The organism is Stieleria magnilauensis, from assembly GCA_007753675.1.
Classification (GTDB): Bacteria; Planctomycetota; Planctomycetia; order Pirellulales; family Pirellulaceae; genus Stieleria; species Stieleria magnilauensis.
Map to the genome: position 1 here is coordinate 4,768,034 of CP036432.1, position 26,479 is coordinate 4,794,512.

At 59.0% G+C, this 26,479-nt stretch carries 21 protein-coding genes; 8 read left to right on the forward strand and 13 right to left on the reverse strand.

Annotation, left to right across the window (positions count from 1 at the left end):
• Positions 1-257 precede the first annotated feature (257 nt).
• Positions 258-2,882 (forward strand): DNA gyrase subunit B, encoded by a 2,625-nt coding sequence (locus tag TBK1r_RS16775; protein WP_145212895.1) that lies wholly within the window; start codon positions 258-260, stop codon positions 2,880-2,882.
• A 220-nt stretch (positions 2,883-3,102) separates the two neighbouring features.
• Here TBK1r_RS16775 and TBK1r_RS16780 read toward each other — a convergent pair whose 3' ends face one another.
• Positions 3,103-3,798, reverse strand: coding sequence for a CPBP family intramembrane glutamic endopeptidase (locus TBK1r_RS16780; protein ID WP_145212898.1), 696 nt, complete (start codon positions 3,796-3,798; stop codon positions 3,103-3,105).
• Position 3,799: 1 nt separating this feature from the next.
• Positions 3,800-4,978 (reverse strand): ribonuclease D, encoded by a 1,179-nt coding sequence (locus tag TBK1r_RS16785; RefSeq protein WP_145212902.1) that lies wholly within the window; start codon positions 4,976-4,978, stop codon positions 3,800-3,802.
• A gap of 177 nt (positions 4,979-5,155) precedes the next feature.
• On the opposite strand from TBK1r_RS16785, the gene TBK1r_RS16790 reads away from it, so the two are divergent.
• Positions 5,156-5,923: a (5-formylfuran-3-yl)methyl phosphate synthase gene (locus TBK1r_RS16790; protein ID WP_419581426.1), complete on the forward strand. Its 768-nt coding sequence runs from the start codon at positions 5,156-5,158 to the stop codon at positions 5,921-5,923.
• Positions 5,924-5,975: 52 nt separating this feature from the next.
• On the opposite strand, the gene TBK1r_RS16795 is transcribed toward TBK1r_RS16790, so the two are convergent.
• A complete protein-coding gene (locus TBK1r_RS16795; RefSeq protein ID WP_095739920.1) occupies positions 5,976-6,203 on the reverse strand; it encodes a hypothetical protein in 228 nt (75 codons plus the stop codon).
• A gap of 292 nt (positions 6,204-6,495) precedes the next feature.
• Between TBK1r_RS16795 and TBK1r_RS16800 the strand changes: the two genes are divergently transcribed.
• Positions 6,496-7,425 carry a TraB/GumN family protein gene (locus tag TBK1r_RS16800; RefSeq protein WP_419581427.1) on the forward strand — a complete coding sequence of 310 codons (930 nt, stop codon included), beginning with the start codon at positions 6,496-6,498 and terminating at the stop codon, positions 7,423-7,425.
• Positions 7,426-7,433: 8 nt separating this feature from the next.
• Here the strand turns inward: TBK1r_RS16800 and TBK1r_RS16805 are convergent, their stop codons facing one another.
• Together TBK1r_RS16805 and TBK1r_RS16810 are read right to left on the reverse strand one after the other, a co-directional pair.
• Positions 7,434-8,129 carry a lysophospholipid acyltransferase family protein gene (locus tag TBK1r_RS16805; RefSeq protein WP_145212908.1) on the reverse strand — a complete coding sequence of 232 codons (696 nt, stop codon included), beginning with the start codon at positions 8,127-8,129 and terminating at the stop codon, positions 7,434-7,436.
• Between the two features lie 114 nt (positions 8,130-8,243).
• Complete coding sequence (locus tag TBK1r_RS16810) at positions 8,244-8,546, reverse strand: hypothetical protein (protein ID WP_145212911.1); 303 nt, start codon at positions 8,544-8,546, stop codon at positions 8,244-8,246.
• Between the two features lie 229 nt (positions 8,547-8,775).
• Here TBK1r_RS16810 and TBK1r_RS16815 point away from each other — a divergent pair, with 229 nt between their 5' ends.
• Positions 8,776-10,305, forward strand: coding sequence for a tetratricopeptide repeat protein (locus TBK1r_RS16815; protein ID WP_145212914.1), 1,530 nt, complete (start codon positions 8,776-8,778; stop codon positions 10,303-10,305).
• 283 nt (positions 10,306-10,588) lie between these two features.
• Here the strand turns inward: TBK1r_RS16815 and TBK1r_RS16820 are convergent, their stop codons facing one another.
• From TBK1r_RS16820 to TBK1r_RS16835, 4 genes are all read right to left on the reverse strand, one after another.
• The gene (locus tag TBK1r_RS16820) at positions 10,589-11,401 is read right to left on the reverse strand and encodes a lysophospholipid acyltransferase family protein (protein WP_145212917.1); all 813 of its coding nucleotides are present in this window, start codon (positions 11,399-11,401) and stop codon (positions 10,589-10,591) included.
• 18 nt (positions 11,402-11,419) lie between these two features.
• On the reverse strand, positions 11,420-15,124 hold the full coding sequence (locus TBK1r_RS16825) for an efflux RND transporter permease subunit (protein ID WP_145212920.1): 3,705 nt from the start codon (positions 15,122-15,124) through the stop codon (positions 11,420-11,422).
• On the reverse strand, positions 15,111-16,421 hold the full coding sequence (locus tag TBK1r_RS16830; RefSeq protein ID WP_419581428.1) for an efflux RND transporter periplasmic adaptor subunit: 1,311 nt from the start codon (positions 16,419-16,421) through the stop codon (positions 15,111-15,113). The genes TBK1r_RS16825 and TBK1r_RS16830 overlap by 14 nt, the downstream gene beginning before the upstream one ends.
• A gap of 82 nt (positions 16,422-16,503) precedes the next feature.
• Complete coding sequence (locus TBK1r_RS16835) at positions 16,504-16,962, reverse strand: MarR family winged helix-turn-helix transcriptional regulator (protein WP_145212923.1); 459 nt, start codon at positions 16,960-16,962, stop codon at positions 16,504-16,506.
• Between the two features lie 207 nt (positions 16,963-17,169).
• On the opposite strand from TBK1r_RS16835, the gene TBK1r_RS16840 reads away from it, so the two are divergent.
• The 3 genes from TBK1r_RS16840 (at position 17,170) to TBK1r_RS16850 (ending at position 20,206) form a co-directional block, all read left to right on the forward strand.
• Positions 17,170-18,249 carry a Gfo/Idh/MocA family protein gene (locus tag TBK1r_RS16840; RefSeq protein WP_145212927.1) on the forward strand — a complete coding sequence of 360 codons (1,080 nt, stop codon included), beginning with the start codon at positions 17,170-17,172 and terminating at the stop codon, positions 18,247-18,249.
• Between the two features lie 389 nt (positions 18,250-18,638).
• Positions 18,639-19,034, forward strand: coding sequence for a hypothetical protein (locus TBK1r_RS16845; RefSeq protein WP_145212930.1), 396 nt, complete (start codon positions 18,639-18,641; stop codon positions 19,032-19,034).
• 35 nt (positions 19,035-19,069) lie between these two features.
• Positions 19,070-20,206, forward strand: a complete 1,137-nt coding sequence (locus tag TBK1r_RS16850) for a WD40 repeat domain-containing protein (RefSeq protein WP_145212933.1) — start codon at positions 19,070-19,072, stop codon at positions 20,204-20,206.
• Between the two features lie 341 nt (positions 20,207-20,547).
• On the opposite strand, the gene TBK1r_RS16855 is transcribed toward TBK1r_RS16850, so the two are convergent.
• From TBK1r_RS16855 to TBK1r_RS16870, 4 genes are all read right to left on the reverse strand, one after another.
• A complete protein-coding gene (locus tag TBK1r_RS16855; RefSeq protein ID WP_145212937.1) occupies positions 20,548-22,332 on the reverse strand; it encodes a tetratricopeptide repeat protein in 1,785 nt (594 codons plus the stop codon).
• A gap of 258 nt (positions 22,333-22,590) precedes the next feature.
• A complete protein-coding gene (locus tag TBK1r_RS16860) occupies positions 22,591-23,337 on the reverse strand; it encodes a CPBP family intramembrane glutamic endopeptidase (RefSeq protein WP_419581429.1) in 747 nt (248 codons plus the stop codon).
• A gap of 99 nt (positions 23,338-23,436) precedes the next feature.
• The gene (locus tag TBK1r_RS16865) at positions 23,437-24,042 is read right to left on the reverse strand and encodes a PadR family transcriptional regulator (RefSeq protein WP_145212943.1); all 606 of its coding nucleotides are present in this window, start codon (positions 24,040-24,042) and stop codon (positions 23,437-23,439) included.
• Between the two features lie 53 nt (positions 24,043-24,095).
• Entirely contained in the window at positions 24,096-24,743 is a 648-nt protein-coding gene (locus tag TBK1r_RS16870; protein ID WP_145212946.1) for a sulfatase-like hydrolase/transferase, read from the reverse strand.
• Between the two features lie 269 nt (positions 24,744-25,012).
• Here TBK1r_RS16870 and TBK1r_RS16875 point away from each other — a divergent pair, with 269 nt between their 5' ends.
• Complete coding sequence (locus TBK1r_RS16875) at positions 25,013-26,347, forward strand: sulfatase-like hydrolase/transferase (protein ID WP_419581430.1); 1,335 nt, start codon at positions 25,013-25,015, stop codon at positions 26,345-26,347.
• Positions 26,348-26,479: the final 132 nt, after the last annotated feature.

Genomic DNA, 26,479 nt, shown 5'->3' on the forward strand with positions numbered 1-26,479 from the left:
CAGCGGATCGAACGCGTGTAGGACTCCCCAAAGCAGTGAAAAACGAGGTAATTCCCACAATTTAAAGGGCTTAGAAGGGAGGCGACCGACGTCCGATCAGGCCCTCCGTTGCGGCCTTTCGAGAGATCCAACCGCCTCGCGAAAGTCGCCGGGAAATGGTAGAATTCCGCCTTCTGCCGCAGGCGGTTCTGGGATGACCAGGATTGGGAACCATCCCTCGAAATGCGGCCTACTTTTACGCCCCGTTTCAGGTCTCAATGAGCGACGCCCCCTCTTCGGATCTCCCGGAATCTGACGCCCCAGACTCGCCCGATCAGAGCGCGCAGGAAAAAGGCTCCCAGGAAGAAATGGACGCCCAGGAACGCGGCCCCGACGTGCCGGTTTCCTCGATTCCCGCCGCGAACCAGAAATACACCGACGAAGACCTCAAGCACCTTTCGGACTTGGATCACGTCCGAAAACGCCCGGGGATGTACATCGGCGACACCGCGACACGCGGGCTGCACCACCTGGTCTACGAAGTCGTCGACAATTCGATCGATGAAGCGATGGCGGGCTTTGCCAGCAAGGTCTCCGTGATCGTCCACACCGACGGCAGCGTGACGGTCGAGGACGACGGTCGCGGCATTCCGGTGACCAAGCACCAAGAGCTTTCGGCCGAACTGGATCGCGAAGTCAGCACGCTCGAGGGGGTGATGACGGTCCTCAAATTCGGTGGCAAGTTCGAAAAAGGTGCCTACCAAACCTCCGGCGGCCTGCACGGCGTCGGCGTCACCGTCGTCAACTTCCTCAGCCAGTGGGCCGAAGCCGAAGTCAGCCGAGACGGATTCACGTGGAGCCAAGAGTACGAGCGCGGCGTTGCGACCGGTCCGGTCAAAAAAGGACGCACGACCAGCAAGACGGGCACCAGGACCACCTTCAAGGCCGATGCGCAGATCTTTTCGGTCACCAAATTTAACTTCGACACTCTCTACAAACGCCTGCAAGAACTCGCGTTCCTCAACAGCGGTGTTCGCATCACGTTCTTGGACGAACGCAACGGCGAGGGTGGCGATTTCAAATACGAACGCGGGATCACCGAATTCGTCGAACACCTCAACCGCGCCAGCGACCCGCTGCACAGCGATGTGATTTCGATCGTCGGTGAAAAAGACGGCTGCCAATTCGAAATCGCACTCCAGTACAGCACCGAATACACCGAAAACGTTCAGTCCTACGTCAACAACATCCACACGATCGAAGGTGGAACGCACGTCTCCGGATTTCGTTCGGCACTGACGCGGACACTGAACAACTACGGCAAGAAAGAAAACCTGCTGAAGAACACCGCGTTGGGTGGGGACGACATCCGCGAAGGTATCACGGCGGTGATCAGCGTTCGTGTGCCGCATCCCCAGTTCGAAGGCCAAACGAAAACCAAACTCGGCAACAGCGAAGTCGAAGGCATCATCAACGCCGGCGTCGGCGAGCAGCTGTCGAAGTACCTGGAAGAGAACCCTCGCGTCGCCAAGTCGATCGTGCGCAAGGGATTGCTCGCCTCGGAAGCTCGCGAGGCGGCTCGCAAGGCCAAGGACTTGCTGCGAAAACGAAAAGACGCGCTCGGCGGTGGCGGATTGCCTGGCAAGCTGCGCGATTGCATCAGCAAGCAGATGGAACGCTGCGAACTGTACCTGGTCGAAGGTGATTCGGCAGGCGGTTCAGCCGAAGGCGGGCGAATGCGCGACTTCCAAGCGATTCTGCCGCTGCGTGGTAAGATCATCAACGCCTACAAGAGTCGCGAAGACAAGGTGTTGGCCAACGAAGAAGTCCGTTCGATGATCCAAGCGATCGGAACGGGCATCGGCGCCGACCAAGACATCTCCAAGCGGCGTTACAACAAGGTCGTGATCATGACTGACGCCGACGTCGACGGCAGCCATATCCGCACCTTGTTGCTGTGCTTCTTCTATCGCCAGATGTACCAACTGGTTGCCGACGGGCACGTCTATGTCGCACAGCCGCCGCTGTTCCGCGTCACCCACGGACGCAGCCGCTACTACGTCCAGACCGACGAAGAAATGAAGGGTCAGTTGCTCGATCGCGGTCTCAACGACACCGTCTTCGAAGCCGAAGACGGGCGACGGATCGAAGGCGAGGACATGCGAAAGCTGTGCGGTTCACTGGCCTCGATGGAAGACGCGATCGTGGCCCTGGAGCGTCGTGGCGTCAGCTTGCGCGTCCACGCCGTGCGGATCGATCCGGTCACCAACAAACTGCCCTCGTGGTTGCTGACCTACGGGAACGAGGAACACTGGTTCCACAGCACCGACGAAGTCGAAACGCATCTCAACCAGCACAACCTGGTCCTGGATGACGAGGCGGCCGCCGAAGAAATCGACGAAGCGGCCGAGGGCGCCGACGGCACGACCGATGCCTCGTCGCAAGCGGCCAGTAGCGAGCCGACCAAGACGATCGCCCACCTGGCTGAGCTGCACGAAGTCCGCACGATCAACAGCGGACTGAAAGAACTTTCCGAACTCGGGTTCTCACTCGAAGACCTGATTCCGGCCGATCGAACCGGCATGACCACCCCACGCTTCGAATTGGTCCGCGGCGAAGACACCCGCCGCCCGATGGTCGACCTGCGTGACCTGCTGCCCGAAGTCCGGGCGGCCGGTGAAAAGGGGCTGCAAGTGACTCGCTTTAAAGGGCTGGGCGAAATGAACGCCGAAGAGCTTCGCGAAACGACGCTCGATCCGGCCAACCGAACGCTGATCAAAGTGAACATGAAAGACGCCGGGGCGGCCGATGAAATGTTCCGCCTGCTGATGGGCGACAAAGTCGAACCGCGACGCGAATTCATCGAGAAGCACGCCCTGGACGTCCGAAACCTGGACGTCTAAGCAACGGGCGATTCATACGTGTCGTGGATCGCTCGGGACATCGATTGTATATCGGCAGCTTTTGGCAACCAATTTAGATTCTCTCCCTCTGGGAGAGACGGCGTTTGCGCAGCAAGCCAACGCCAGAGAGGGCTCACGCTGCTAAAGTCTTGGCGCCTTCCGCTACGATCAAATCCGTCACCGATACAATCGGCTGAAGCCTTGGAACGAGCAGGCGGCGTTACGCCCCCGCCGCCTCGGCCTCGATCTCGCGTTTGGCGATCAGGAACTGTGCCGCATCGTAGACCGCGTGCGCGACGATCGGGACGAGCAAGCTATCGGTCGCGATCATCAGCGCGGCAAAATAAACGCCCATCAAGGACGCGATGAAGACGTAGAGCTTGGTGATCGGATGCAACAAACCGAAACCGATCGAGGAGACCAGGACTGCCGCGACGAGCACCCCCGGAACAGCCACGCTAAAACTATCCCCGACTTGGAACGGGTTGTCGATCTGGCCGGTCGCGTCCTGCACCGCGGTCAACCAAGGCAACAGGCAACCGCGAAAGGCGAGTTCTTCACCGATGCCCGCACAGATGCTGACCGTCAACAACTCTGCGGGAGAGAGCGACAACAAGGCCTTCATCGTCGGTGCATCGCTGAGTCGTTTGAGGGCGTCGATCGCTTCGTGCGGAATTTTCATCAGCAGCGAAATGGCAACCAACATCGGGATGGACGCCAGTGCACCGATCCCCAATTCGATGGCCACGCTTTTCCACGCCAGTTTGTCGATCCGCCCCAAGTACGCACGGGCATCGACACCGAGAAACCACGCGAGCAGCAGCCCGGCCAGACCGATGGCGAGCTCGAATCCGCACGCCCAGACGAACAAGAAATCGTCCGGGACGTCTTCAGGGGGTGGCGTTTCTTCGTTCAAATCAATCCAGCTCGACGAATTCTAGCGGCTGTTCTTTGCGGACGTCCGCGACACGGATGGCCGCGTGACCGCTGAGCAGCTTTCGAAAGGTCTTTCCAACAATCTCGCCGCGCCATCCGGTCAGCAACGAGGGTATCTTGTCGCCTTCCTTGGGGTCCAATTCAAAACCGAGCACTTCCTTGACGTCGTCGGCGTTGCCGACGATCGACGGGGCCAGTTTGTTCTGACGACTGATGCAGGCCATGGACGTCGATAGAAACTGGCTAAGCATCGGGGAAATGACACCGCGTGATTTCCGGGTCCGCCGCGGGAGTTGGTCGTCGGGCACCTCAAGCGCGGCCTGGATCGCTGCGGAGATGTCGTCATAGTGTGCACTGTAACCGCGCCAATCCATGCCGCGGATGTTGCGGATTTTTTTGATCTCGGCCGATCCGCGTTTGGCGAGTTCGACCATCAGATCGTCACGCATCACGCGTCGCACCGGCCGATCGAGCGTCGCGGCGCGTTGGTCACGCCAACGCCAGAGGTGGCGGATGATTTCCAGTTGCCGCGGCGTCATCCCGGCACATCCGCTGACGCGCCGCCAGTTTTCGCTGGTTTCGTGTTGAATGACTTTCTGTTGGCGGATCTCGGTTTCCTCCTCCAACCAGGCACGGCGATTGAGCTTTTCGATCGCGTCGCGCTGCATCCAATACATCGCTTCCAGGTCGGTCACGTCTTGCAAGGCATAATTCAGCTGGTCACGCGAGAGCGGCCGATGCCGCCAATTGGTGCGAGACTCCCCCTTGGCAAGCGTTTTGCCGGTCAACCGATTGACCAGATTGCCGAGCGAAATGGGGAACTCCATGCCGCTAAATCCGGCCGCCAATTGCGTGTCAAAGAGCCCCGCGATCGGCTGATTGGTGAACTGGTAACAGAACCGACATTCCTCACGCGCCGCGTGGGCGATCACCGTTCGTCCGGGCTGGACCAGCAGATCCCAGAACGGGGCGGTGGTGTGCATCGCCAAGGGATCGATGATCGCCAACCGGTCTCCGGCAGCGACTTGAATCAAACACAACTGGGGTCGATAACGGTCTTCGGAAACAAACTCGGTGTCGAAGGCAATGATCGGCGCATCAGCCAGTTCATCACAGAATTGACGAAGATCGTCGATCGCACTGATCGATTCGTATTCCAAGGGTCGTTAGACTCTCTGCATCAAAATGGGAGGGACGGTCGCCCCGGGTTGCCCCACTGGCCACCCCCGACGTTCTTTCTTTTCGGCCATCACTCTAACCGCCCGGCACCCGCACGACCATCCTGCATGCCACCGAACGCACCACTGAACGCACCATCGAGCCGACTCCGGGACCCCGTGAAAACGCCTCCCGCGATCGCGAAACCTCAATGGCTGGTCAGCGTGCGTGATCTGGTCGAGGCGACGCGAGCGGTCGAATTCGATGTCGATATTCTGGACCTCAAGGAACCTGACCGCGGCGCTTTGGCTCCCGTTGGCGTCCAAATCTGGCAACAGCTCGCCCGCCAAACTGCCTGCTGGTCGACCGCCGGCAAGGACGCCCCCATGTTATCGGCAGCGCTGGGGGAATCCGATCAGGCGGTGGGGCTGGCCGATCAAGTCCCGCCCCAATTCGCCTTTGCCAAAGCCGGCCCGAGTGGGTGCAACAAGCCTGACCAGATCAGGGGCATGTGGGAGGCCGTCGAAAAACGGATCCCCGACCCGGTGGAATTGGTCGCGGTCGCTTATGCCGACCATCGGTCCGCCGACTGTCTGCCGGCCGAAGCGATCCTGGATCTGGCCGCCCGCCATGGTTTTCGACGCATTCTGCTCGATACGTTCGAAAAGAACGGCCGCTCGTCGATCGACCTGATGACTGCCCAGCGGCTATCGAATTTCGGCCGCCAAGCCTACCGGCGGCAACTGTGGTGGTCGCTAGCCGGTTCGATCACGTTGGGGCACGTCAGCGGAATCGCCGAGCTGATTCCGCCCCCCGAATTTCGGCCTAATTGCTTCGCCGTCCGTGGAGCTGTCTGTGACGGTGATCGAACCGGAACACTGAGCCCCGACAAGATGCGACAGTGGATGCGGGTGCTCGGCGAGTGCGCCGGCGACGTTCAACCTTGACGCAGCAATCCAGCTATTTTCCCGGGCTATCCATCAAAAAGCTGACGCAGCACTAGACCCAATCGAGCCCGGTCAGTTTCTGAAGACGTTCCTCAAAATTGCCGATCAGCCCCCCCACGAGTGTCCATTCGCCTTTGTTGCGAAGTTCGATTTCACCGAATCGATTGATCCGGATGATCGAGTCGCTCGTCACGCCCGCTTGACGCAGTTCGTTGAAATCGACTTCCCCCTCGTTGATCACATCAAGCAACGTTTTTCCGGTCAGTTCAATGAATTCCATGACTTCCTTTCTCAGCCCGTGGCTGGACTACATTCGATCGACGCCCGCTCCCTTTCTAAGCGGTTGACGAATCCTCGGCAACCATAGTCAACGACGCGATGGGGACGCCAAGAATCGGCCGCGCACGCCGAATCACTTCTGCCCAACCAGCCAGTTTGCTCACAACGGTGGTGTAGTTCAAGTTGCCGCGATCTGGATTGAGCGCTATGCTACGGTAGGTTCGTTTGTGCTCAACGAGCTTGTCGATTGTGAGAATCGAGCTACAAATCGCCTCCAACCCAGGCACCCCCCTATGCGTTTGTTCCTCTTCGCCCTGCTTGTCGTCCTCGCGCTGGCCAACCTGTTTCTTGAAGCGGCCACCACTGTCGCTCAACCGGCAACGGCGGAGGCCCAACCCAAGGCCCAAGCCGAGACGTCGGAAACGGAATCACCCGAAGCGGCCTATCTGCGGATCAAGAAAGACGAAAACGGCCGCAAAGTCGCGTTGCAGACCGCGATCGTTCGCTATCGCGGCAAGCCCGGCACGCGCTACGACGGTGCGATCGTCGACTTGGTGGGCGTCGTCCACATCGGCGAAAAAGAATACTACGTGGACCTGAATCAACGGCTGTCGAAATACGATTCGGTGCTGTACGAGCTGGTTGCCCCGGACGGCACCCGGATCCGGCCCGAAGACTTGAAGGAACGCCGATCGCTGGTCGCGTCGATGCAAACCGGCATGAAGGACATGCTGAAACTGGAATACCAGCTTGAATTGATCGACTACATGGCGACCAATTTCCGACACGCCGACATGAGCCCCGAAGAGTTCAGCGAGGATCTGCAGCGACGCGGTGACAGCGTGCTGAAGATGATTGCCCGAATGATGGGCGCCGGTTTGGCGACGCAATCGAAAAGCGGTGGCGACCTCGGCGTACTGATGGCATTGTTCAGCCAAGACCGCTCGACCGCAATGAAAAACGCGATGGCCAATCAGTTGATCGACATGGAAGCTGTCACGGCGGGGCTCAACGATGCCAACGGCGAGAACACGCTGATCAAGGGACGCAATGCCAAAGCGTTTCAAGTGTTGCGCGAAGAACTGGCTGCGGGCAAGCAAACCCTGGCCGTGTTCTACGGTGCCGGTCACTTGGCCGACATGGCCGAACGGTTGGAAAAAGACTTCGGCATGAAAGCCGAAAAAACAATCTGGCTCGACGCTTGGGATCTGGACGGCAAGTAACGCCTTGACTACGCCGCCCGTTTCATCGACTCGCGTTTCTCAGCCAACACCTGCTGCAACGCGGCGTGAGTCTTTGCGGCTTCGCTCGGATCGTAGGCTGCCTCCAGACGCAACAGCTCGTCCTGGATTCTCTGGGTGAACTCCGCGACGGACTCTCCGTCACGCGGGTACATCGGATCGCCGAAGATTCCGTCGATGCGGCAAAACGGAAGCGGAATCTGGGTGCGATCCCAGGTCCGTGACAACACGATCCGCTTGGTGGGAATCAGCGACATCGGCAAGACCGGAGCCCCTGTTTTCTGCGACAACATCGCGATTCCGGGACTGGCGATCCCGCGTGGCCCTTTCGGCCCGTCAACGGCCACACACGCCGGCCGGCCGCTGGAGACATGGGCGACCAGCGCCCGCAACGCCGTGACACCGCCTTTGCGGCTCGCACCGCTGCTGCCGCGAATCGGAATCACCCCGGTCTTCTCAAGCGTCCGGGCGATCAAATCGCCGTCTTTGCTGCGTGACACCAACGCGCCCGCGCCCTTTTCGGCGTGGACCACCATGGCGATCTGCTGGCCGTGCAAGCCGGCATAGAGATACGGCTGTCCGGCCGCGCGAAGCCGATCTCGAGAATCATTGACCGCGCGGACGCGGCACGTGGTTCGTATCAGCCAGATAAACCCTGTCACCAAGAAGGGCAGCACTCGATTCATTCCCAGATTCCATTCTGTTTGCAGTCAAAACGTTTCGCGTGTCGTGAAACTCCGCAGCCCCCTAAATAGGCTCGCCAGCCCCGGACGGCAAGATCGATTGCATCAACAGGCCGCTCAATCGCCGCCGGCGGGGTTTTCAATCCAGACCTGAAAGCAGGGCGAACACAGCAGCAGTCGCCGGCGACAGTGCACCTGGTTCTCGGCATCGACCTGTGGCGTCAATTCGAGCTGCTCGATGACCTTGCCCCATTGAGCATCCATCTCCTCACGATCGAGCGTCGAGGGGGAGTCCAGGATGGGAGGCGACGAATCGACGGTGGCCTGGATGTCGATTTCGTAAAACTCGCCCCGACCACCGACCAGTTCCCTCAAACAGCGATCACACAGGCTGGGAGTATCCGATTCAAAGACATCCATCACGCTGACTCAATGCACGAAAAGGAGGAGACGAGAGGGTCACGTCGGAATCCCCAGTTTAACGCATCACAGACGTCCCTGTTCGCAAAAGGTGTCCGACACCTTTTTGGCAAACTGGGTAATTGCGAGCGTGTGGCGGACTGTGACGGGCCGGCGGACAGGGTGGTATGCTGTGTGAAGGGGCGCGGTGTGTGGGGGGTGCAGTGCACGACAATGAGGAGGACGAGTGATGGCGCATCAAGTGATCATTGCCCCTGATTTCGAGACTTCGCAAATGCAGCAATTGCCGACGGATTGGCGGCCAGGCGTGCGGGTGTCGGTCGTCACGATCAAAGCATTTCCGCTGGGCGCAGCGTCGGTCGTCATTGCCGTTTTGCTGGTGGGCCTGATCGCCTGCAGTGGCGTCGTGGGCACGATCAACGGCGCAGGCATGACGGGGCTGATATTCGGTGGCGTCATCGCAGCCGTGCTGGCAGTGTGTTACGCCGCCTTGGTGCTGGCCATTGAGTTGCTCTTGCCGGAAGTCGAGACGGTGGTTGACTGGACGCAAAACACCATTGTCCATCGCCGAAACCGCTCCCAAGAAACCTTTCCGTTGGATCAACTGACAGAACTCCGCATCACGCCATTGCCCGAGCCGAACCAGAACTCCGTCGAGCTCCAATTGGTTGTCGGCGACCGGTCGATCCCATTACTGACGACCGACCGCTGTGAATCGACCGAACAGGCTTGTCGATTGGTCGCCGTCGCAGGCCGACACCTTGCGACAGTGACCCACACACGCCTTGTCGCTCCGCCGGAGATACCACTGAACGACATGACGCGCGATGCTCGAGCGTGGTCGGATGGCTATGTCAGCACCGGGGCCACCGCAGTGGCGATGATGCGAATGGCAGAAAACGCCGGCAACTCTGACGAAGCCGAACGTCACCGACGCGAAGCGATGGACTACTTTGATATCGCCAACCGCATCGACCCCGACAACCCCGCACCGCTGTTAAAACTCGGTGAACTTTCCGGTGATGCCGACGCCGGCAAGCGAGCGGTCGAACAGGCCTTGGCCGCAGATCCCGATTCGCCCGATGCCTTGATCCAACTCGCGAAAATCCAAGATCGCGACGGTGACACGGACTTGGCCAAGCAGAACTACGATCGAGCGGTGAGCATCGACCGATGTGTCGAGACGTTGCAGGCGCGAGCTTTGTTCTTCCAAATCCATGACCGCTTCGACGAGGCGGTGAACGATTTTGATGATGCGATGGAGCGGGTGAGCGACGACGACGAGCGGGCGTCGTTGCTGGACATGCGGTCGGACTGTTATCGCGATTGGTTTCATTCATCCGACGATCGACGCCACCTTGAACGGGCCATCAAGGACGCTCGAAAAACCGTCTCCTTGCATCCGGATCACTCCAGAAATCTCGCCAGCCTGCTGATCGACGCGGAAGAATACACGGAAGCCATTGCGATTCTGGATGATCAGATCATGAATGAAGAAGAGGACTCCTATGTGTTCGGCTTGCTGGGGCGGGCATTTTTGCAGCAAGGCATCGACATGGATTCCGCCATCTTTCATCTCACCCGCGCAATCGAAATCGAAGAGGCCGCGCCACCAACGAGCACACCCCAATGGCGCGACATCCAACGTCGAAGTCTGTCGTATCTGTATACACTCAGGAGCGAAGCCCACAACAGCAACGAGGACGTCGAAGCCTCACGCCGCGACATGGAAATGGCGAGAGAACTGAATCCGCCATAGCCGTTGTCGGTCCGCTTCGTCAGGCCGGGGGTCGCACGAGGGCCTGGGCTTGCGGAATGGTGGGACGGAAGGGGTCAAAAAATGGGTTGGTCAAAAAATGAAGACAGTGGGGGAGAGGCGACTGGTGACACTCGCATGTTTAGCCCCACCCATCCTTTGACCATTCCATATTTTGACCAACTCATATTTTGACCAACTCTTTTTTGCAGCCAACCTAGCTTTGCCCCATCTGTTTGCCCCGCCCCCTCGGTCACTCAGGTCGTCGCGGAAGCGGCTGTTCGTCCTACGTGCCGGCGTTCCATTGGTCCAACTTGGACGCGATAAAGTCGATCACGGCTTGTTGCTGCCGGTCGCCGCGGCCTTCGATGGTGATCGGTTCTCCGAACGCGAATCGCACTTTCTTTTGCGGGTCGATCGGACCGAGGTCCTTGAACCATTTGCCGTTGCCCCACGCATCGGTCTGCAAGGCGATCGGCACGACCGGGACCTTGGCCCGAGCCGCCAGCTTGACGCCGATCGAATTGAACGTCCCCGGATCAAAGGTGTCGCTACGGGTGGTCTGGGGAAACACGACGATCGAGATGCCTTGGGCAAGTCGCTCGGCCCCCTCCGTCATCACCCGCTTGAAGTCTTCGCGTGGGTTGTCACGTGAGACAGCGATGGGATTGCGTGTCCGCAGGATGTGGCGAAACACCGGATAGTCCATCAAGCTTTGTTTGACCACGAACGTCACGTCGCGAATCGGTTGGATGATGGCGGGCAGGACGATCGTCTCCAGCATGCTCATGTGGTTGCCGACAAACACGCAGGGGGTTGCCAAGTCTTTCACATGCCGCAGCCCCGTGATTTCGAATCGAACGCCGACCGATTCGAGCGTTTGCATGACTTCCAAGCTGGTTTCGCTCCAGCGCCGGTTTCCATACTTTCCCTGACGGGCGACGCGACTGGATCGATAAACGTTCCACGCGAACTGGCGATAGAAGCTGACGGTCGGAAAACTCCCTGCGATCCAGCGTTTCTTCCCATCGGCGGTCCGGTAATCACCGTCCTGATCGGACAGCAATTCATTGCAGTGTGGTGTCTCTGTTCCTGTCATGGTCATCAACGCGGGCGGCTATCGATCGTCCTGTGAAGCCGGGGCCGATGAAGCGGGTTGGTGAGCCCGGTCTTGGGTCGGCAGATCACGCGCTGAATCAGCGTCATGCTTCGTCGGTTCCCCTGGCTGCACCAGTTGAACCGTTCGCCGCTGACTTGGCAACGCCGCCGTCGGTCGTGACGTCTGCCCTGCCGTCTGGGCTGGACTGCCAAACAGCCGTCGCGCCAAACCGGCCTTGGCTTCCAACAGCAGACTGAACAGTGTCGGCACCAAAACCAGCGTGAAGATGGTGGACACCAACAGCCCGCCGAGCACGACGCTGCCCAGGCCGCGGTACAGTTCGCTCCCTGCACCGGGGAACAAGACCAGCGGAAACAATCCGAGCACGGTGGTCAACGTCGTCATGAAGATCGGACGAATCCGTGTCCGTACGCTCTCCAGAATCGCCACCCGCGGCGACATGGCGTCCTCACGCATGTGATTGAGCGACTGGTGCACAATCAGAATCGGATTGTTCACCACCGTACCGACCAGGATCACGAAACCGAGCATCGTCAGGATGTCCAGTTGCTGCGTCAGCTGGCCGGTCATCGACAAATAGACGTTCAACAGGTTGAGCCCCAGGATGCCCCCGACCGCCCCCAGCGGCACCGTCAAGATAATCACCAACGGATACAACCACGATTCGAACAATGCCGCCATCAGCAGGTACGTGATCAGGATCACCAACACAAACTGGCTGGTCAACACACTGATCAAGCTGTCAAGATTCCAGCCCGACCATTGGCCCAGGAACGTCGCCTGCATCTTGCTCAGCTTATCCGCGGTGCCGGCCAAGTTGACTTGATAACCGCCTCCGAGTTGACCGCTTTCGGTCAGCGGCTGCACGATCTCGCGTCTGATCTGCGCCATCGCATCTTCCAACGCGATTTCGGGCGGCGGAGACACTTCGATGGTGATCGCACGGACGCGTTCGCGGTGATTGACCTGTTCGGGACCGCTGGCCAAGTCGACATCCGCGAGGGCGGCCAACGGAATCAATTGTCCTGCCGGCGTCGCGATCGGCAACGCTTCAATTTCTTGCGTCGTGTCGGCGTATTCCAATTCACCGATGATCGTCAGGTCAATTTTCTTTCCATCCAGGTAGTAATCGCCGGCATAGGCACCGTCGATCAGACAGTTGGCCGAGAACCCGAGGTCACGACTGCTGACACCCATTTGGGCCGCCTGGACCAATTTGGGCGTGATGTGGATTTCCGGGCTGGACAAATCCAGGCTCGGAATCGGCCGTGCCTGAGCGGTCGGCATGATCTGCTTGACCTTGCCGATCGTCTGTCCCCCCAACGCGACCAACTTGATCAAATCCGGTCCGGTGATCTCAATCTCGATCGTCCGTCCGGCGGTCAGCCCTTGTTCGAACAGACTCGATTGCTTGGCGACGGCAAAGGTCCCCGGCATCGAAGCACCGACTTGTTGCACCAGCGGAACGAGTTCACCGGCGCGCTGGCCATCGTAGGCCCGAATGCCCATGAACACCTGCCGTCCGCGGGCGACAAAGAAAAAGTCACCGATGGCGGGGAAGTCCAATGCGGCGGCTTCGGGACTTTCGGGATCCACATCCCAGTAGGGACGCAGTGCGGTTTCGACGGTCTTGCCGGCTGCGGTCAACTGATCCAGGTTGTATCCCGGCGGCGGCAGCAAAATCCCGAACACCAGGTTGCGGTTTCCGGTCGGCAGATACTCGACCTTGGGCCAAAACGACCAACTGATTCCCACTGCCAGCAGAACCAACGTCGCAGCCACCCCAAGCCGGCGCAATACGCCGCGTTGGATCCAGTCATTGAATCCGACGGTGCCCCGAACAAAGGTTTCGCCCAACGCATGGACCGGCCACAAGATGAATTGTGTGATGCGATGGGTGTTTTGCCGCGAGGATGGGTCCGACAGGTCGTCACGATCGGGTTGGGACTGAAACAGCCGCGAGGCCGCGGTCGGAATCACCGACATCGAGATCAGCAACGACAACGCGACCGCGGCGCTGATCGCCAATGCGATGTCCCGGAACAGTTGCCCGGCTTCTTCCTGGACAAACACGATGGGCAAGAACACGGCAACCGTCGTGATCGTCGAGGCGGCGATCGCGCCCCAAACCTCTTGGGTTCCCCGCACGGCCGCGGTGACTGCGGATTCGCCCGATTTGAAATGGCGGTAGACGTTCTCCAGCACGACCACGGCGTTGTCGACCAGCATGCCCACCGCAAACGCCAACCCGGCCAAGCTGATCACGTTCAATGATCGGCCCAGCACACCCAGCACCAGGAACGATGCGATGATACTGGTCGGGATCGCCAACGCCACCACCAGCGCACCGCGGGCGAACCAGAACCCGGCAACCAGAATGATCGCGATACAGATCAAAAAGAACCAAGGCGACAGGTAGGCCGCCGCCAACGAGCTTGCGATGATCAACGGGATCGTCACGATCGTCCGCACGCCCAAGTGCAAAAACAGCATCAACACGATCATCGTCAACGCACCGCCGATGAAGATGTTCTGTTGCACCAACTCGATCGACGAGTAGATGTATTCGGTTTCGTCGTAGACCTGAGTCAGTTGCAGCCCCCGCGGTTTCAAAATATTTTCATCGATGTCCTGATTGGCGGCGCGTAAGCCGTCCATCACTTCCAACACGTTGGCATCGGTTTCGCGCAAACAGTTGATCGCGATACTGGACTCACCGAATCGTCGCACCAGTCCGTCGGGCTTCTTGTAACCCAATTCGACTTTGGCGACATCGCGGACGAAGACGGGTGCCCCGTTGGTGACCGACAACAACTGTTGCTCGACCTGTTCCGGGCTGCGGAATTGGCCCATCGCACGCACGACCCACCGCCGTTTGCCTTCCCAGAAATCTCCCGCCGACGTGTCTTTGTTTTGACCCTGCAAGACGTTCCGGACATCGGCCAACGTCAACTGCCTGGCGGCCAGTTTTTCGGGATCGACGATGACTTGCAATTCGTCTTCCAATCCGCCGATCACGTTGGACTGCGAAACGCCGGGAACCCGTTCAAACCGGGCTTCGATTTCGTCTTCGGCAAACCGTCTCAGCTTGGTCACGTCCAGACCCTCCGGCGGCAACAGTTCCTTGACCTCGGGGTGCTCCTTGGCCAACAACCTTAGCCTCAGCATGACCAGTCCCACATTGTGGGCGTGGCGTGCCGGCGCGAGTTTTTCGACCAATTCGGGATGCCGGTCTTCAAATGCCTGGAACTGTTCGTCGGTCGGGCGCCGCGTGCTCAAGATGAACCAGGCGATCGGCCGGTCGGAGGCATTGGCCGTCGTGATCACCGGTTCGTCGGAATCCTCGGGATACTCGGGCACCTGTTGCAGTCGGCTATTAACCTTCAGCAAGGCCTCTTCCATGTTGGTGCCGACCAGGAATTCGAGGGTGATGGTGCCTTTGGAATCTGCGCTCTCGGACGTCATCTTCGTGACACCTTCGACGCTCTTGAGCTGTTCCTCCTGCTCCATCGTGATTTCTTGCTCGACCTCTTGCGGGCTCGCCCCCGGCCAAGTCGTCTCGATGGTGATCGTGGGGATCTGGACTTCCGGCGTCAATTGCATCGGCATCCGCGTCAGTGCGACGACGCCGAACAGGGAGACCAGCAACACGGCGACGCTGACTTTGACCGGGTTTTTGACAAAGGCTTCAATCAGTGCCATGCTCGTTGCCTCCGTTTAAGTCGGCTCGAGCGGGCTGTGAAGGGGACGCAACGACGCGTGAGATCACGACGCTTTGCCCCGGCCGCAGGCGTTCGTTGCCTTCCACGACAACCCGCTGCCCCGCTTCGAGCGGACCTTTGGCTTGGATCAGATTCGGCATCGCGACGCCGACCTCGATCGGGACCGGCCGCACGCTGCCGCCGCGTTGATCGCCATCGACGACATAAACCAACGGCTGCGGGCCGCCCAAGACCAACGCGTTCTTGGGAACCATGATCGCACTCTGTTTCGGGCCGATGGGTAATTCGACGCGGGCATACATCCCGGCCTTGAGCAACGGCCCGTCGTCGGTGATCGTGTTCTTGACGCGAATCTTGACGGGAAAGGTTCTGGACTTCGCGTCGGCTTGGGGAATGACAATGGAGATCTCGCCGGTGAAGACCTCGTCGGGAAGCGCGGGCACATCGACGCGGACGGTCGCCCCCGGTTTGATGTGTGCGGCGTGTTGCTCGACGACGTAGGCCAGGACTTCGACTTCGTCCAACGCCACCACCTCCATCACCGGGTCGCCACTGGTGACCCATGTGCCTTCATCGACGTGCTCGACGACCACGTAACCGTCGAACCGCGACATGACAGTGTATTTTTTGATCCGGTCCTTGATGCGATCCACCATCGCTTGCTGATAAGCGACCTGTGCCCGCGCCTGGGCGATCCGCTCCGGCCGCGGCCCTTCGACGATCAGATCGTATGCGGCCTTGAGCTCCTGGTAGACCTGTTCGGACTGGCTGGCCCGAGCCTTGACCTGTTCATATTCTTCCGGCGATGCGGAATTCGATGTCCGCAGCTGTTGCAAGCGAGTCAATTGCGCCCGGCCGAACTCCATGTCCGCTTTAGCGCCCAACATCTTTGCCTTGGCTTGTTCAATCTCGTTGGGTCGCGACCCCGCCTCCAGTTCGGCAAGCTCTTGGTTTCGCAAATCCAGTTCGGCTTCGGCGGCGGCGAGTTCCAATTCGATCGTCGCGGTCAGCAATTTGGCCAGTGGCGCGCCCTCCGCGACGCGTTCCCCTTCGTGAACGACCAGTTCGACCACGCGTCCGTCGACGGCGCTGCCCACGACGGCACGCTTGAGCGGCATCACGGTGGCAACGAACGCTTGGCCGGCGGCGACATCCATCTGCACCACTTCGGCGACGGCCACCGGTGCGGGCGGCGGCTGTTGCGCGTGCGCGTCGTGCATGCCGACAGTCACCGCGAGCAAGAAGAGTGCAATTCGAAAGACACGAGAGCGTTTCATATTCATCAGCTCGGACAATTTGGATGCGTCATGGAACGTGGAAACATGCCGACGCCATGGGTGGTGGGGAATTCGCAGCCAGCTATCGGTCGGACAACTCCGTCGGCGGTGTCAGCAACAGGTTTTCGTGAACCCGGCCGAGTAGTTTTTTGAGCGTGGCTTGCTGTCGATCGGTCAATCCATCGGTGGCCCGTGCGCGAATGCCTTTGGCACACTCGACGATCTTGGCCCAAACCGGTTTCGATTTCGCCGTTGCGCCGATCAACTTGCGGCGACGATCGGTCGGGCAGGGGCGACGCCGGATCAACCCGTCGCGTTCCATCCGATCGAGAATGCGAACCAACGTCGGCGGCTCGATCATCATCTTGCCGGCCAACTCGGCCTGCGAAAGCTCGCCTTCCAATGCCAGCCAACCGAGCACTTGCGACTGGCGGAACGTGATTCCGTAGGGCACCAAGGCGTCATTGAACGCGCGGTGGTAACGCTGCGTCGTCACGGTCAGCCAGTAACCGATGCTCTCGTCAAAATCATAGTCCAACACGGGCCGACTCCGGAGCCGAGACAATTCGTTAGCCTGCTAACTATTAGCGTTGCGGCACAATCGCTTGTCAAGTCATCGCGCCCCGCTTTGGAGGGATTCGATTCGGTCCGTGGGATCGCCTCGGCGCTGAGTGCCGTCATCTGAATTGCCCGGTAAGCTACAATCCGGCCCCGAACGACATCCCACCGTCATCCAGGAGATATGACCATGAGCGACCGCCTGAAAGTTGTTGGAATCAATTTTGATCATTTTCACATGGGTGACCTGTTGCGTATGGCGCACGAGCATCCGGGGGTCGAACTGGTGGGGATCTGCGATGAACATCCCGAACGCATGCGGGATGCAATGAAGAGCTTCCAGATACCGCAGGACAGGGTGCATACCGATCCGCAAACGTTGTTTGATTCGACGCCGGCTGACTTGGCGATCCTGTGTCCGGCCGCTTCGAAACACGGTGATTGGGTGGAACGGATCGCGCCGTTCGGCTGCGACCTGTTGGTCGAAAAACCCTTCGCCGGATCACTGGCCGAGGCCGATCGGATGATCGCCGCGTGCCAGTCGGCCGACGTCCGCCTGGCGATCAATTGGCCCTTGGCCTGGGTCGCGTCTCACCGGATGGCCAAACGCTTGATCGACGAGGGGCGAATCGGCCAGTGCATTGAGGTGCACTACTATGGCGGCAACCGCGGCCCGCTCTGGCACGTGGCCGATAAAGTCGAACGGACGGCTGAGCAGGTCCAGCAAGCCAAACCGACCAGCTGGTTTTACAAGCAGAGTCACGGCGGAGGATCGTTGCTCGATTACCTCGGTTATGGCACCACGCTGGGAACCTGGTACATGGATGGGCGGCGACCGATCGAAGTCACCGCGATGGTCGACCGGCCCGCCGGATTGGAAGTCGACGAACACAGCGTGGTCGTGGCTCGCTATGAAACCGGGCTCTCCAAATTCGAGACCCGCTGGGGAACCTTCACCGATCCCTGGACGCATCAACCCCAACCCAAGTGCGGCTTTGTCCTGGTCGGCACCGAAGGGACGATCTCCAGCTACGACTATGAAACCTCGATGCGGGTGCAAACGCGTGATTGCCCCGAAGGCCGGTTGATCCAGCCAGATCGGTTGGTGGCGCCCCAGCAAAATCCGATCCAGTACATGGTGGACGTGATTCAGAACAACCGCCAAATCGACGGCCCCTTGTCGACCCGGATCAGTCGCATCGGCCAGCAAATCGTCGACGCCGCCGTGCTCAGCGCCCAGGAACAACGCACGGTTCCCCTGGCTGAGTGATCTCAACCTCGTCGACGTGGCCACGGGTGGTTCCGTCCTCACGACAATGATTTCCGACACTGCAGGAGGTTTTAGCGACAGAGCGAGATCTCAATACCGCTAAATCGACGGCCCGCTCGCGCCGTTCCGCGAACAACTTGGACACTTTGGAAGCGGAGTCGAATTGCACGCAAAATCTTCACATCGGGGAAGTTCTCGATTGCGGCATCAGCCCACGACCCGCAACAAGAGAACGACGGCGTTTATTCCGCCAGTCTCTGAAACGCCCTGATTCACGCATTGTTTTGATCGCCCAACGTGATTTAAATCGTTCTGAACGCAAATCAATCGATTGACGTGGCGGAGTCAATTTTCAAACGTGAGAAAAGACGGAAGCAATGGAATTACTCATGCCGAAGCGCCGGTTTCTTGACCGGCTCCCCGAGAAATCCAGTTCGCGGTCCCGAGTGGTCGCCTCACTGATATGGCGATTGCTGGAATCCGGTCCCGCCTCACTGGGGATCTGTTGCCTGCTGATCGCATTTGTCTCGGTGCACGATGCAGCGTTGATCGTCACGAATCATGAAGTGATCTATGAGATGGAACAGAACCCGATCGGGGTCTGGTTGCTCGATCTGCAAGACGGCCAGGTGTGGCTGTTTGTGACGGTCAAGTTGATCTGCACGGCGCTCGTTTGTGCCGTACTGATCACGCTGTACAAACACCAGCGGCGAATGGCGATGACCGTTGCCGCAAGCTTGGTTTGTTTTCAGCTGTCTCTGCTCTGTTACTTATCGGTTGCCTGAGAAGGTTTAAACCGATGCGAATACAGAGACCGTGGATGACCTGGAAACACGTGACGGACTTCGTCGCGTTGTGGGGTCTGCTGCTCGGCGGAGTACTCGTGCTCGCCGGCGCCGAAGCCATCGTGATTTGGGGGACCGGCTTTCGATATCAGCCCGTCACCGAAACTCGGTCGGTGTGGTTCGAGGACCTGTCCTTCAACCGGTCTACCGGCATGGCGGCGGTCGTCGTTCGTTCCAAATTGAACGCGCAGACCGAGGGGATCAAGTCGGATATCGTCTTGATGAACCTCAAGACGCACGAAGCCATCTCGCTTAACGCGTATCATCTCCAACCTTATGCAGTGGCGCTGTCCCCCGACGCGTCAACGATCGCGGTGGTCGGCGCCGACGCGAAGGTTCGGTTGTTGACCGGCGTGACGCCGATGGCCCATGCCAAGATGATGGCGGAAATCAAAACCATCGACGGGGCGACGATTCACGACCCCATCCAGGTGCTGTTCTCACCCGACGGCGAAAAACTGGCAGCCATCAACGACAATGATGTCTGGGTTTGGAGCTTGACCGAAAACCGTTTGCTTCATCAGTACCCCCATCGACACGTGACACACGCGGGAACCCAAAAGGCACTGGCCTTCTCCGCCGATTCCCAACGCATCCTATCAGGGAATGTCGACGGAGGCATTTCGATTCGAGACCTCAAATCGGGCAAAATCTTGAAGCGGATCGCATCGAGCGAACGTTCGATCTTCGACGCCGAATACTTTGAACAAGGTCGATTTCTGATGGTGATGAACAACGGCGCACCGCACGAAATTTCGCTCTATCCCGTTGAATCCGGGCCTGCCAATGCAGACAAACGCCGTTGGGCCTGCAGAGCATCCGCACCGGTCGTGGCGATCGACGAGCGGGGAGACTGGGCGGCCATCGCATCGTACCGTCACGGCAAGCACCTGATTTGCATCCTCGATCTGCAGACGGGAACCGAACAATGCGTTCTGCCAGCGCACACCACTCCGATCATGGGATTGGCAACCAGCGACCGAACGCTGTATTCCTGGGATTCAGGTGGGACCATCCTCGAATGGGACATGGATGCTAAAACTCGCACACGCTCCTTCTCGGTGCTCGAGTGGGTGTTGAATTCGGTTGAAACCACTCCGGCCGTGCCATGAACCTCGGCAGCCGGCCCCCCCTTAAAGACTAAACTGTTGCTCGGTCACCGGGCGGGGCTCCTCTGCACTACAATCGCCATCCAAAGACTTCGTCAATCACGAGGAGATGGGTCATGGCGCAGAGGGATCGCAGCAGGATGAAATGGTTGACCAACGGGCTGGCCATCGATTGGCGAATGCGATCCTTGGGCCGCCCACTTGCTGCCAGCCCACTTGCTGCCAGCCCGCGACGACGCCGACTCGTCGGCGAACCATTGGAACCGCGACATCTGCTTGCGATCCTGGCCGCCGCAACGAGCGGTGACGCCATGCCGGGACTGCCATTGAGCGCTGGGAAACCGTTATTCCTGGGTCTTCACCTGCAACTGCTGCAACCGCATCGCATGTTGACCGGCGAGCTTCGAGTGCCGAGCCGCCAGATCGCCACGCCCGCGTGACTGATAGATGGCGGCCAGAAAACGGTGCGCGCTGACGTGTTGCGGAGCCAGCTCAATCGTCTTGTTCAGCGATTCAATCGCCTGCTCGGTGTTTCCCGAGTTCTGCTCCGAAACACCCAATTGAAAATAGTCAAACGGCTCGCTCTGCAACTCCGTGACTTCGCGATAGTACTTCGCCGCTTCGGCGAATTCGCGGCGCTGGTAGGCGAGATTGGCGAGCAGACGCAGTGATTCCAATCGCGGACGCGAGGGCACTCGCTCACTGGCCACCACTTCCCTTGCCAGGTCCTGGGCGATCGCCGACTGTCCCTGCGAACGAGCCAACATGGCCAGGATGGTGGTCGCATCGGCGTCCGCATGGCCCGCGTTCTTGACTTCAATCAGGGCTTTGGCGGCTTCGATGCCATAGTCTCGGAAATTCGGATTGCCGGGATCTTCTTGGGCGACCTGGAACTTGGCGAGCGCTTCGCAACGTTTGCGAACCATGCCCGGCAACTCGGCGACATCCAAGACCGGGCTCAACCCAACCGCCGGTTCGACACTGGTTGCTTGCCCGCTGTGAATGCCGATGCGGTGGTGATGAAACGCCGTGTGGGGAACCTCGGTGCCCTGGGCGGGCATGTGGCATTGGCTGCAGTCGTTCTGCGCCTTTTCGACCCGTTTGGCATGCGGCTCACCACAGGACTGATCGGTGTGGCAAGACAAACAGATCTTTCGATAGTGCTCGATCGTCGATTCGGCCGGAACGGTTTGGTGCGGATTGTGACAGGTGATGCAGGTCAGCGACTCGGTTTGCTGATAGCACTTGCTCATGTGCAACTGCTCCACATGTCCCACGACGCGCATCGTGTCATCGCCGAGACGATATTGGTAATCGATCCGAAAGTCGGTCAACGGCAACCCGGGTCGATAGTCCCATTCATCTTTGTTGGCCAACATCGCTTTGCCGGCGGCCTGCAAATGACATTGTTGACAGATGGCTTCGGAAAGCTCGCGTGAGAGTCTGGACGGATTGACGATCGTGTTGTCTGCCCCCGCAAACTTCGGGTTCTCGCGGTATCGGGCGACGTGTTTTTCACCTGGTCCGTGACAACGCTCGCATCCGATTTTCTCTTCCAGAATCGAAAACTCATTCGGGTTGCCGTTCTTGCGATCGATGTCGCCGACGTGGCAAAAGAAACACTCCGAACTCAGCTTGCGTCCGAATCCGGGATGAAAGGGCACATCATAGCCGGGCGACATGGCCCACTTCCCCGTGTCCTGGTACCAAGACAACGGAGATTGGCCGAAATGCGATCCGTCATGATAGACATAGCTTTTTCCGTGCGTTCCCGAGCCGAGCGTGAAGACGATCGGGTGTTCGGTTCGGGCCAATTCCTCGCCGTCGGGACCGCGAAGGATCTCGCGATGAATCAGGTCGTCGCCGCGACGCAACACCTGATAGTCGTTGCCGGACGCTTCGTGATGAAACGTCGCCGAGGAAACCTCTTTGTCCGGATCGACTCGCTCCATCGATTCGCTGTGCTTGGTATCCAGATACGTTAAGTGTTCGGCCTCATGGCACTGAGCGCACGTTTTTGTCCCCACATACCCGACGGCCGGATCCGTGTTGGTCGGTGGTTCGGCAAGACCGCGGACGGAAATGCCAAAGAACACGATGAATACGCCTGAGATGATTCGGGCAATCAAGGGTATCGATCCGCGGATGGAAGAAAAGCGACAGAAAAAGTAAACCGCAAGTCTAACAGCTGGAAATTCGACATCTCAAGTTTTTTGTTGCCGACTTCGATGAAGTGTTCCGCCACACTCGCCCGATGAGACATCCGGGCACACAGCCTTTTGCAGGGCCACTTGCGATCTGCCCAGCAAAAACGCCCGGTCCTTGGGGGCCCTGCCGTTGAAGGATCACGCCATCGGCGGGAACGAAGAATCGGGCGAGAGTACGTCCTAAGACCCAATGCCGGCATACATTTGCAACACCAGAATTGTATCCATGTATCCGTGCGCAAGAATCGTGACCCAGAGATTCCGCCGAACCACGACGTAGGAAATCCCCAACGCCAATCCCATGAAGCTGGCCTGGACCATTCCGGCGAGCCCCCAGTCCGAGTGGACCAGGCCGAACACGATGGAACTGGAGACGATGGCCAACCACCCAGCCGTCCTTCCACCTGCCCCCAACTCGGATATTCGTGTGATCATGAATCCCCGATAAATGACTTCTTCAGCGAATGTCGAGACGATGTACACAGATGCCAAGGCGAGGATCGTCAAGGTGAGATTGCCGCGGAGGTAATCGTACTGACTCATGTCTGCCCGCTCCGGAATGCCAAGCAGATTCGCCATCAGAATCGCGGCAAACACAAAAGCTACAATCGCGGCAACAAACACGACAATCGATTGCAAGAAGACACGGATCGCGGAACGCCAGCGAGAAAGACTTTGGTCCAGCCCCAAGTGCGTCCAACTTTGCCCGCGCAATCGCAGTCCCCAGTACACGATCGCCAGCATCAACAGATTGGCAGCCCAGACGCTGCCGATCGATGCGACCGGAGTCTGCCCGAATGTGTTGCTGGCAAGTAAGATCACCGCGATGCCGCTCGCAAACACGACAGCCACTTCAACCAAGCCCGCCCACTTGCTGGCAACCAGCACCCGACCGAGCCGTGTCGCGCCCACACTTGTGTCTTGCATCGCATCGCCCATGGTCAAAGGTCGTCAATCACCGCTCGCGTTGGTCTGCAAATTTGGCGAGCCGTTCCGACTTGTCAAATTGAGTTTTCAGCAGGACATTTAGCGACTCAAGTTTTCCAGCACTTCGTCACACCATGCCAACCTTGCCTCGATCGCATGAATGCCGTGTCGCAACGTCAGTAGAAAGATGTTGCAGTGCACGGCCCGACTCTTGTCCGAGGAATTCGCTATCTCGAAAATTCTGCTTAGATCATCTGGGTACGTTTCATCGCGAATCGCCTGACGAAGCACGTTCTCTGATTGTCGATACTCATCGAGCATGCCCTGCTGTTGTGCTCGATATTCGTTGATCAGCCGAACACTCTGGTCGGCCGGCAACTTACAACTCAAAAAGAACTTCAGTTGCAACTCATTCCGAACGATCGGCGCGTCAGTCGGTTCGCTCAGCCAGTCGCTGAAGGCCCGTTGTCCCTTGCGGGTGATGGCATACACAAATCGCTGTCTCTGGCCGGTGATCCGTTTTTCTTTTTTTGTGGCCATACCGTCTCGAACCAACTGTTCCAACGTTGGATAGATCTGGCCGTAGTTTTCATTCCAAAAGTGCGACAAGCCGACATCGACCATTTTCTTGATGTCATAGCCCGACATCGGCTTCCAGGTCAGCAGCCCAAGCACCGCGAATTTTGTTTTTTGTTTCGACGCCATTCGCCCAGTATATATCAAACTGATATATCATGCAATCGCGCTCCGGCAGAAGACTAAAACCGGCCCCGGGGCGATGCCCAAGACGATGGGTGTGAACGGCCGTTGCCCGAAACCGCCCACTCAAACCTCATCTGACACGCAAAAGGCGTGTAGGCCTCTTCTCTGACGAGCGTTTCGTTGTGCCACCAGTCCTCGTTTCCCGACCTGTCGATCTGTGTGTGGAAATCCCCGTCACCTGACACCAGCCCTCGAAACACGTCGAACCCCTGGCGAGTCGGCAGAAACGGCGCCCGGTAACCGAGGTGCCATTTCCCAAAGCAACCGGTGGCATACCCCTTTTCTCTCAGCCGCTCTGCGATGGTCTCCGCTTCCAGCGGAAGACCGTGCTGACGCTGCGTGGTCCCGGACAGGGCACCATCAAACATACCCCCGAAACGCTGCGGATAAAGTCCGGTCAGCAATGACGCGCGAGTCGGGCTGCACATCGCGCCCGCGGAATGAAAGTCCGTCAATCGCATCCCGGATGCGGCGAGCGCATCGATATTCGGCGTGTCGTGAACCTTGCTGCCGCAACAGCCCAGATCGCCGTATCCCAGGTCATCTGCCACGATCAGAATAATGAACGGATGAGCTTTGCTCCGGTTGCCCCTGAGCGACGCACGGTAGTACCATCGCCTGCATGAAAACAAGACATTCGACAAGCATGATTGCTCTGACCATTTACTTCTTCTCCGGCGAGTGACGTGTCAACGTTTCGCTTTGGTGTAGCCGTTCGCACTTGTGCTTGCTTCACTCGCGGATCGCGCCGTAGGGCAGGGCTCCCATCCAATGGTAATGGGGGTAGTGCCAAAACAGATCCTCCTGAACCCGTGGGGCCTGCGGATCTTTCGGGTCGGGCAGTATAATCGACTCGTCCGCGTCGTGACTTCCCACCAGTGATCAGCCTGCCGCTCGAGATAGGGATCTTTCAGTGAATGTATTCACTCACGCATTTTGCTTCTCACTCGCCATCCTCTTCGCGTTGCCCGGCATGGGACAAACCGCAGAGCCTCCCGAACCTTCGAATCCTGGCCATCGTTCCGACGCCCCGCCTCCTAACATTTTGCTGCTCTTGGCGGATGATCTCGGTTACGAAGCCCTCGGCTGCTATGGCGGTAAAGACTTCAACACGCCGCACCTCGATCGACTCGCCGCACAGGGAATGCGATTCAGCCGCGCGTACACCAGCCCCGTTTGCACTCCGTCGCGGATGAGTCTTTACACAGGCGCGTACGTGTCGCGTCACGGTTATTTCGATGTGCTGCCCGTCCACCTAGGGACGAAGAAGGCCGTCGATTTCCGCCGACGCTGGACGACCTATCCGCAGCTGCTGCGCAACGCCGGCTTTCTGACGTCCGTGACCGGCAAGTGGCAACTCGCGACGCTGGAATTTCATCCTGAGCACTGTCGCGATGCCGGTTTCGACTCCTGGTGCGTTTGGCAAATCTGGCGTCAAGGAGCCAAAACGACGCGTTATTGGAAGCCGTGCTTCAACCACGACGGACGCGTTCGTGAAGACATCGCTGACCGTTTCGGCCCCGACGTGTTGGCCGACTACGTGATCGACCAGATGCGGACGGCGGCCCAAGCCAAGCGTCCGTTCTACATTCACCACAACATGTTACTGCCGCACTGGCCGATCATCCAGACGCCAGACGACAAAGCGGAATCCACACCCTCATCCCTAAGCGGCATGATCGCCTACATGGACAAATTGTGCGGCCGGATCCTCGACGAGGTCGACCGGTTGGGAATTGCCGAAAACACGATGGTGATCTTCATGGGTGACAACGGCACGGACTCAAAAACGCCGCGAACAACGACAGCCGGCGAAGTTCGTGGCGGCAAAACGGATCTCAACGACGCCGGCACCCACATTCCGCTGATCTGCCGACAGCCGGGCAGAATCGAGGCAGGGACAGTGGCCGACGACCTGATCGACATGGCCGACTGGTTCCCGACCCTTTGCGAACTCGCCGGCGTTGAAGTTCCCGCCGATCTCCCGCTGGACGGTGTGTCCTTTGCGAGTCGACTTGATGGCGGACAGCCATCGCCGCGTCGTTGGGTGACGGGCGGTATTCACGGCACCGTCAGCGTGTATGACGGCCAATGGCGAGTGACCACCGGCTCCACCGGCTCCACCGGCTCCAGCGGCATCCTCGACGCCCGCCATCTTCCCCGCGAGACGATCTTGGAAACCGCACCCGACGGTTCCGCCGACAACATCTCTCGACTGCGCGCCGCAGCCGCGTCAATCTCAAAGTAATCCGTTGCTGCAGATGACCCGACGCTGAGGGACCGTCCACCAATAAGTTGCCGCTTTAGCGGAACGGCACAAGCCAGCTTGAAATGCCCCTGAAAGCCCGGAGGGCTCGCGCCCTACCGCTACAAGTCAATC

Bases quoted from the DNA above. Each gene is read 5' to 3' on its own strand.
- TBK1r_RS16825 (WP_145212920.1), bottom strand. From the start codon at position 15,124: ATGGCACTGATTGAAGCCTTTGTCAAAAACCCGGTCAAAGTCAGCGTC.
- TBK1r_RS16850 (WP_145212933.1), top strand. From the start codon at position 19,070: ATGACCTGGAAACACGTGACGGACTTCGTCGCGTTGTGGGGTCTGCTG.
- TBK1r_RS16815 (WP_145212914.1), top strand. From the start codon at position 8,776: ATGGCGCATCAAGTGATCATTGCCCCTGATTTCGAGACTTCGCAAATG.
- TBK1r_RS16840 (WP_145212927.1), top strand. From the start codon at position 17,170: ATGAGCGACCGCCTGAAAGTTGTTGGAATCAATTTTGATCATTTTCAC.
- TBK1r_RS16775 (WP_145212895.1), top strand. From the start codon at position 258: ATGAGCGACGCCCCCTCTTCGGATCTCCCGGAATCTGACGCCCCAGAC.
- TBK1r_RS16795 (WP_095739920.1), bottom strand. From the start codon at position 6,203: ATGGAATTCATTGAACTGACCGGAAAAACGTTGCTTGATGTGATCAAC.
- TBK1r_RS16845 (WP_145212930.1), top strand. From the start codon at position 18,639: ATGCCGAAGCGCCGGTTTCTTGACCGGCTCCCCGAGAAATCCAGTTCG.
- TBK1r_RS16865 (WP_145212943.1), bottom strand. From the start codon at position 24,042: ATGGCGTCGAAACAAAAAACAAAATTCGCGGTGCTTGGGCTGCTGACC.
- TBK1r_RS16820 (WP_145212917.1), bottom strand. From the start codon at position 11,401: ATGACAGGAACAGAGACACCACACTGCAATGAATTGCTGTCCGATCAG.
- TBK1r_RS16810 (WP_145212911.1), bottom strand. From the start codon at position 8,546: ATGGATGTCTTTGAATCGGATACTCCCAGCCTGTGTGATCGCTGTTTG.
- TBK1r_RS16805 (WP_145212908.1), bottom strand. From the start codon at position 8,129: ATGAATCGAGTGCTGCCCTTCTTGGTGACAGGGTTTATCTGGCTGATA.
- TBK1r_RS16830 (WP_419581428.1), bottom strand. From the start codon at position 16,421: ATGAAACGCTCTCGTGTCTTTCGAATTGCACTCTTCTTGCTCGCGGTG.
- TBK1r_RS16860 (WP_419581429.1), bottom strand. From the start codon at position 23,337: ATGCAAGACACAAGTGTGGGCGCGACACGGCTCGGTCGGGTGCTGGTT.
- TBK1r_RS16800 (WP_419581427.1), top strand. From the start codon at position 6,496: ATGCGTTTGTTCCTCTTCGCCCTGCTTGTCGTCCTCGCGCTGGCCAAC.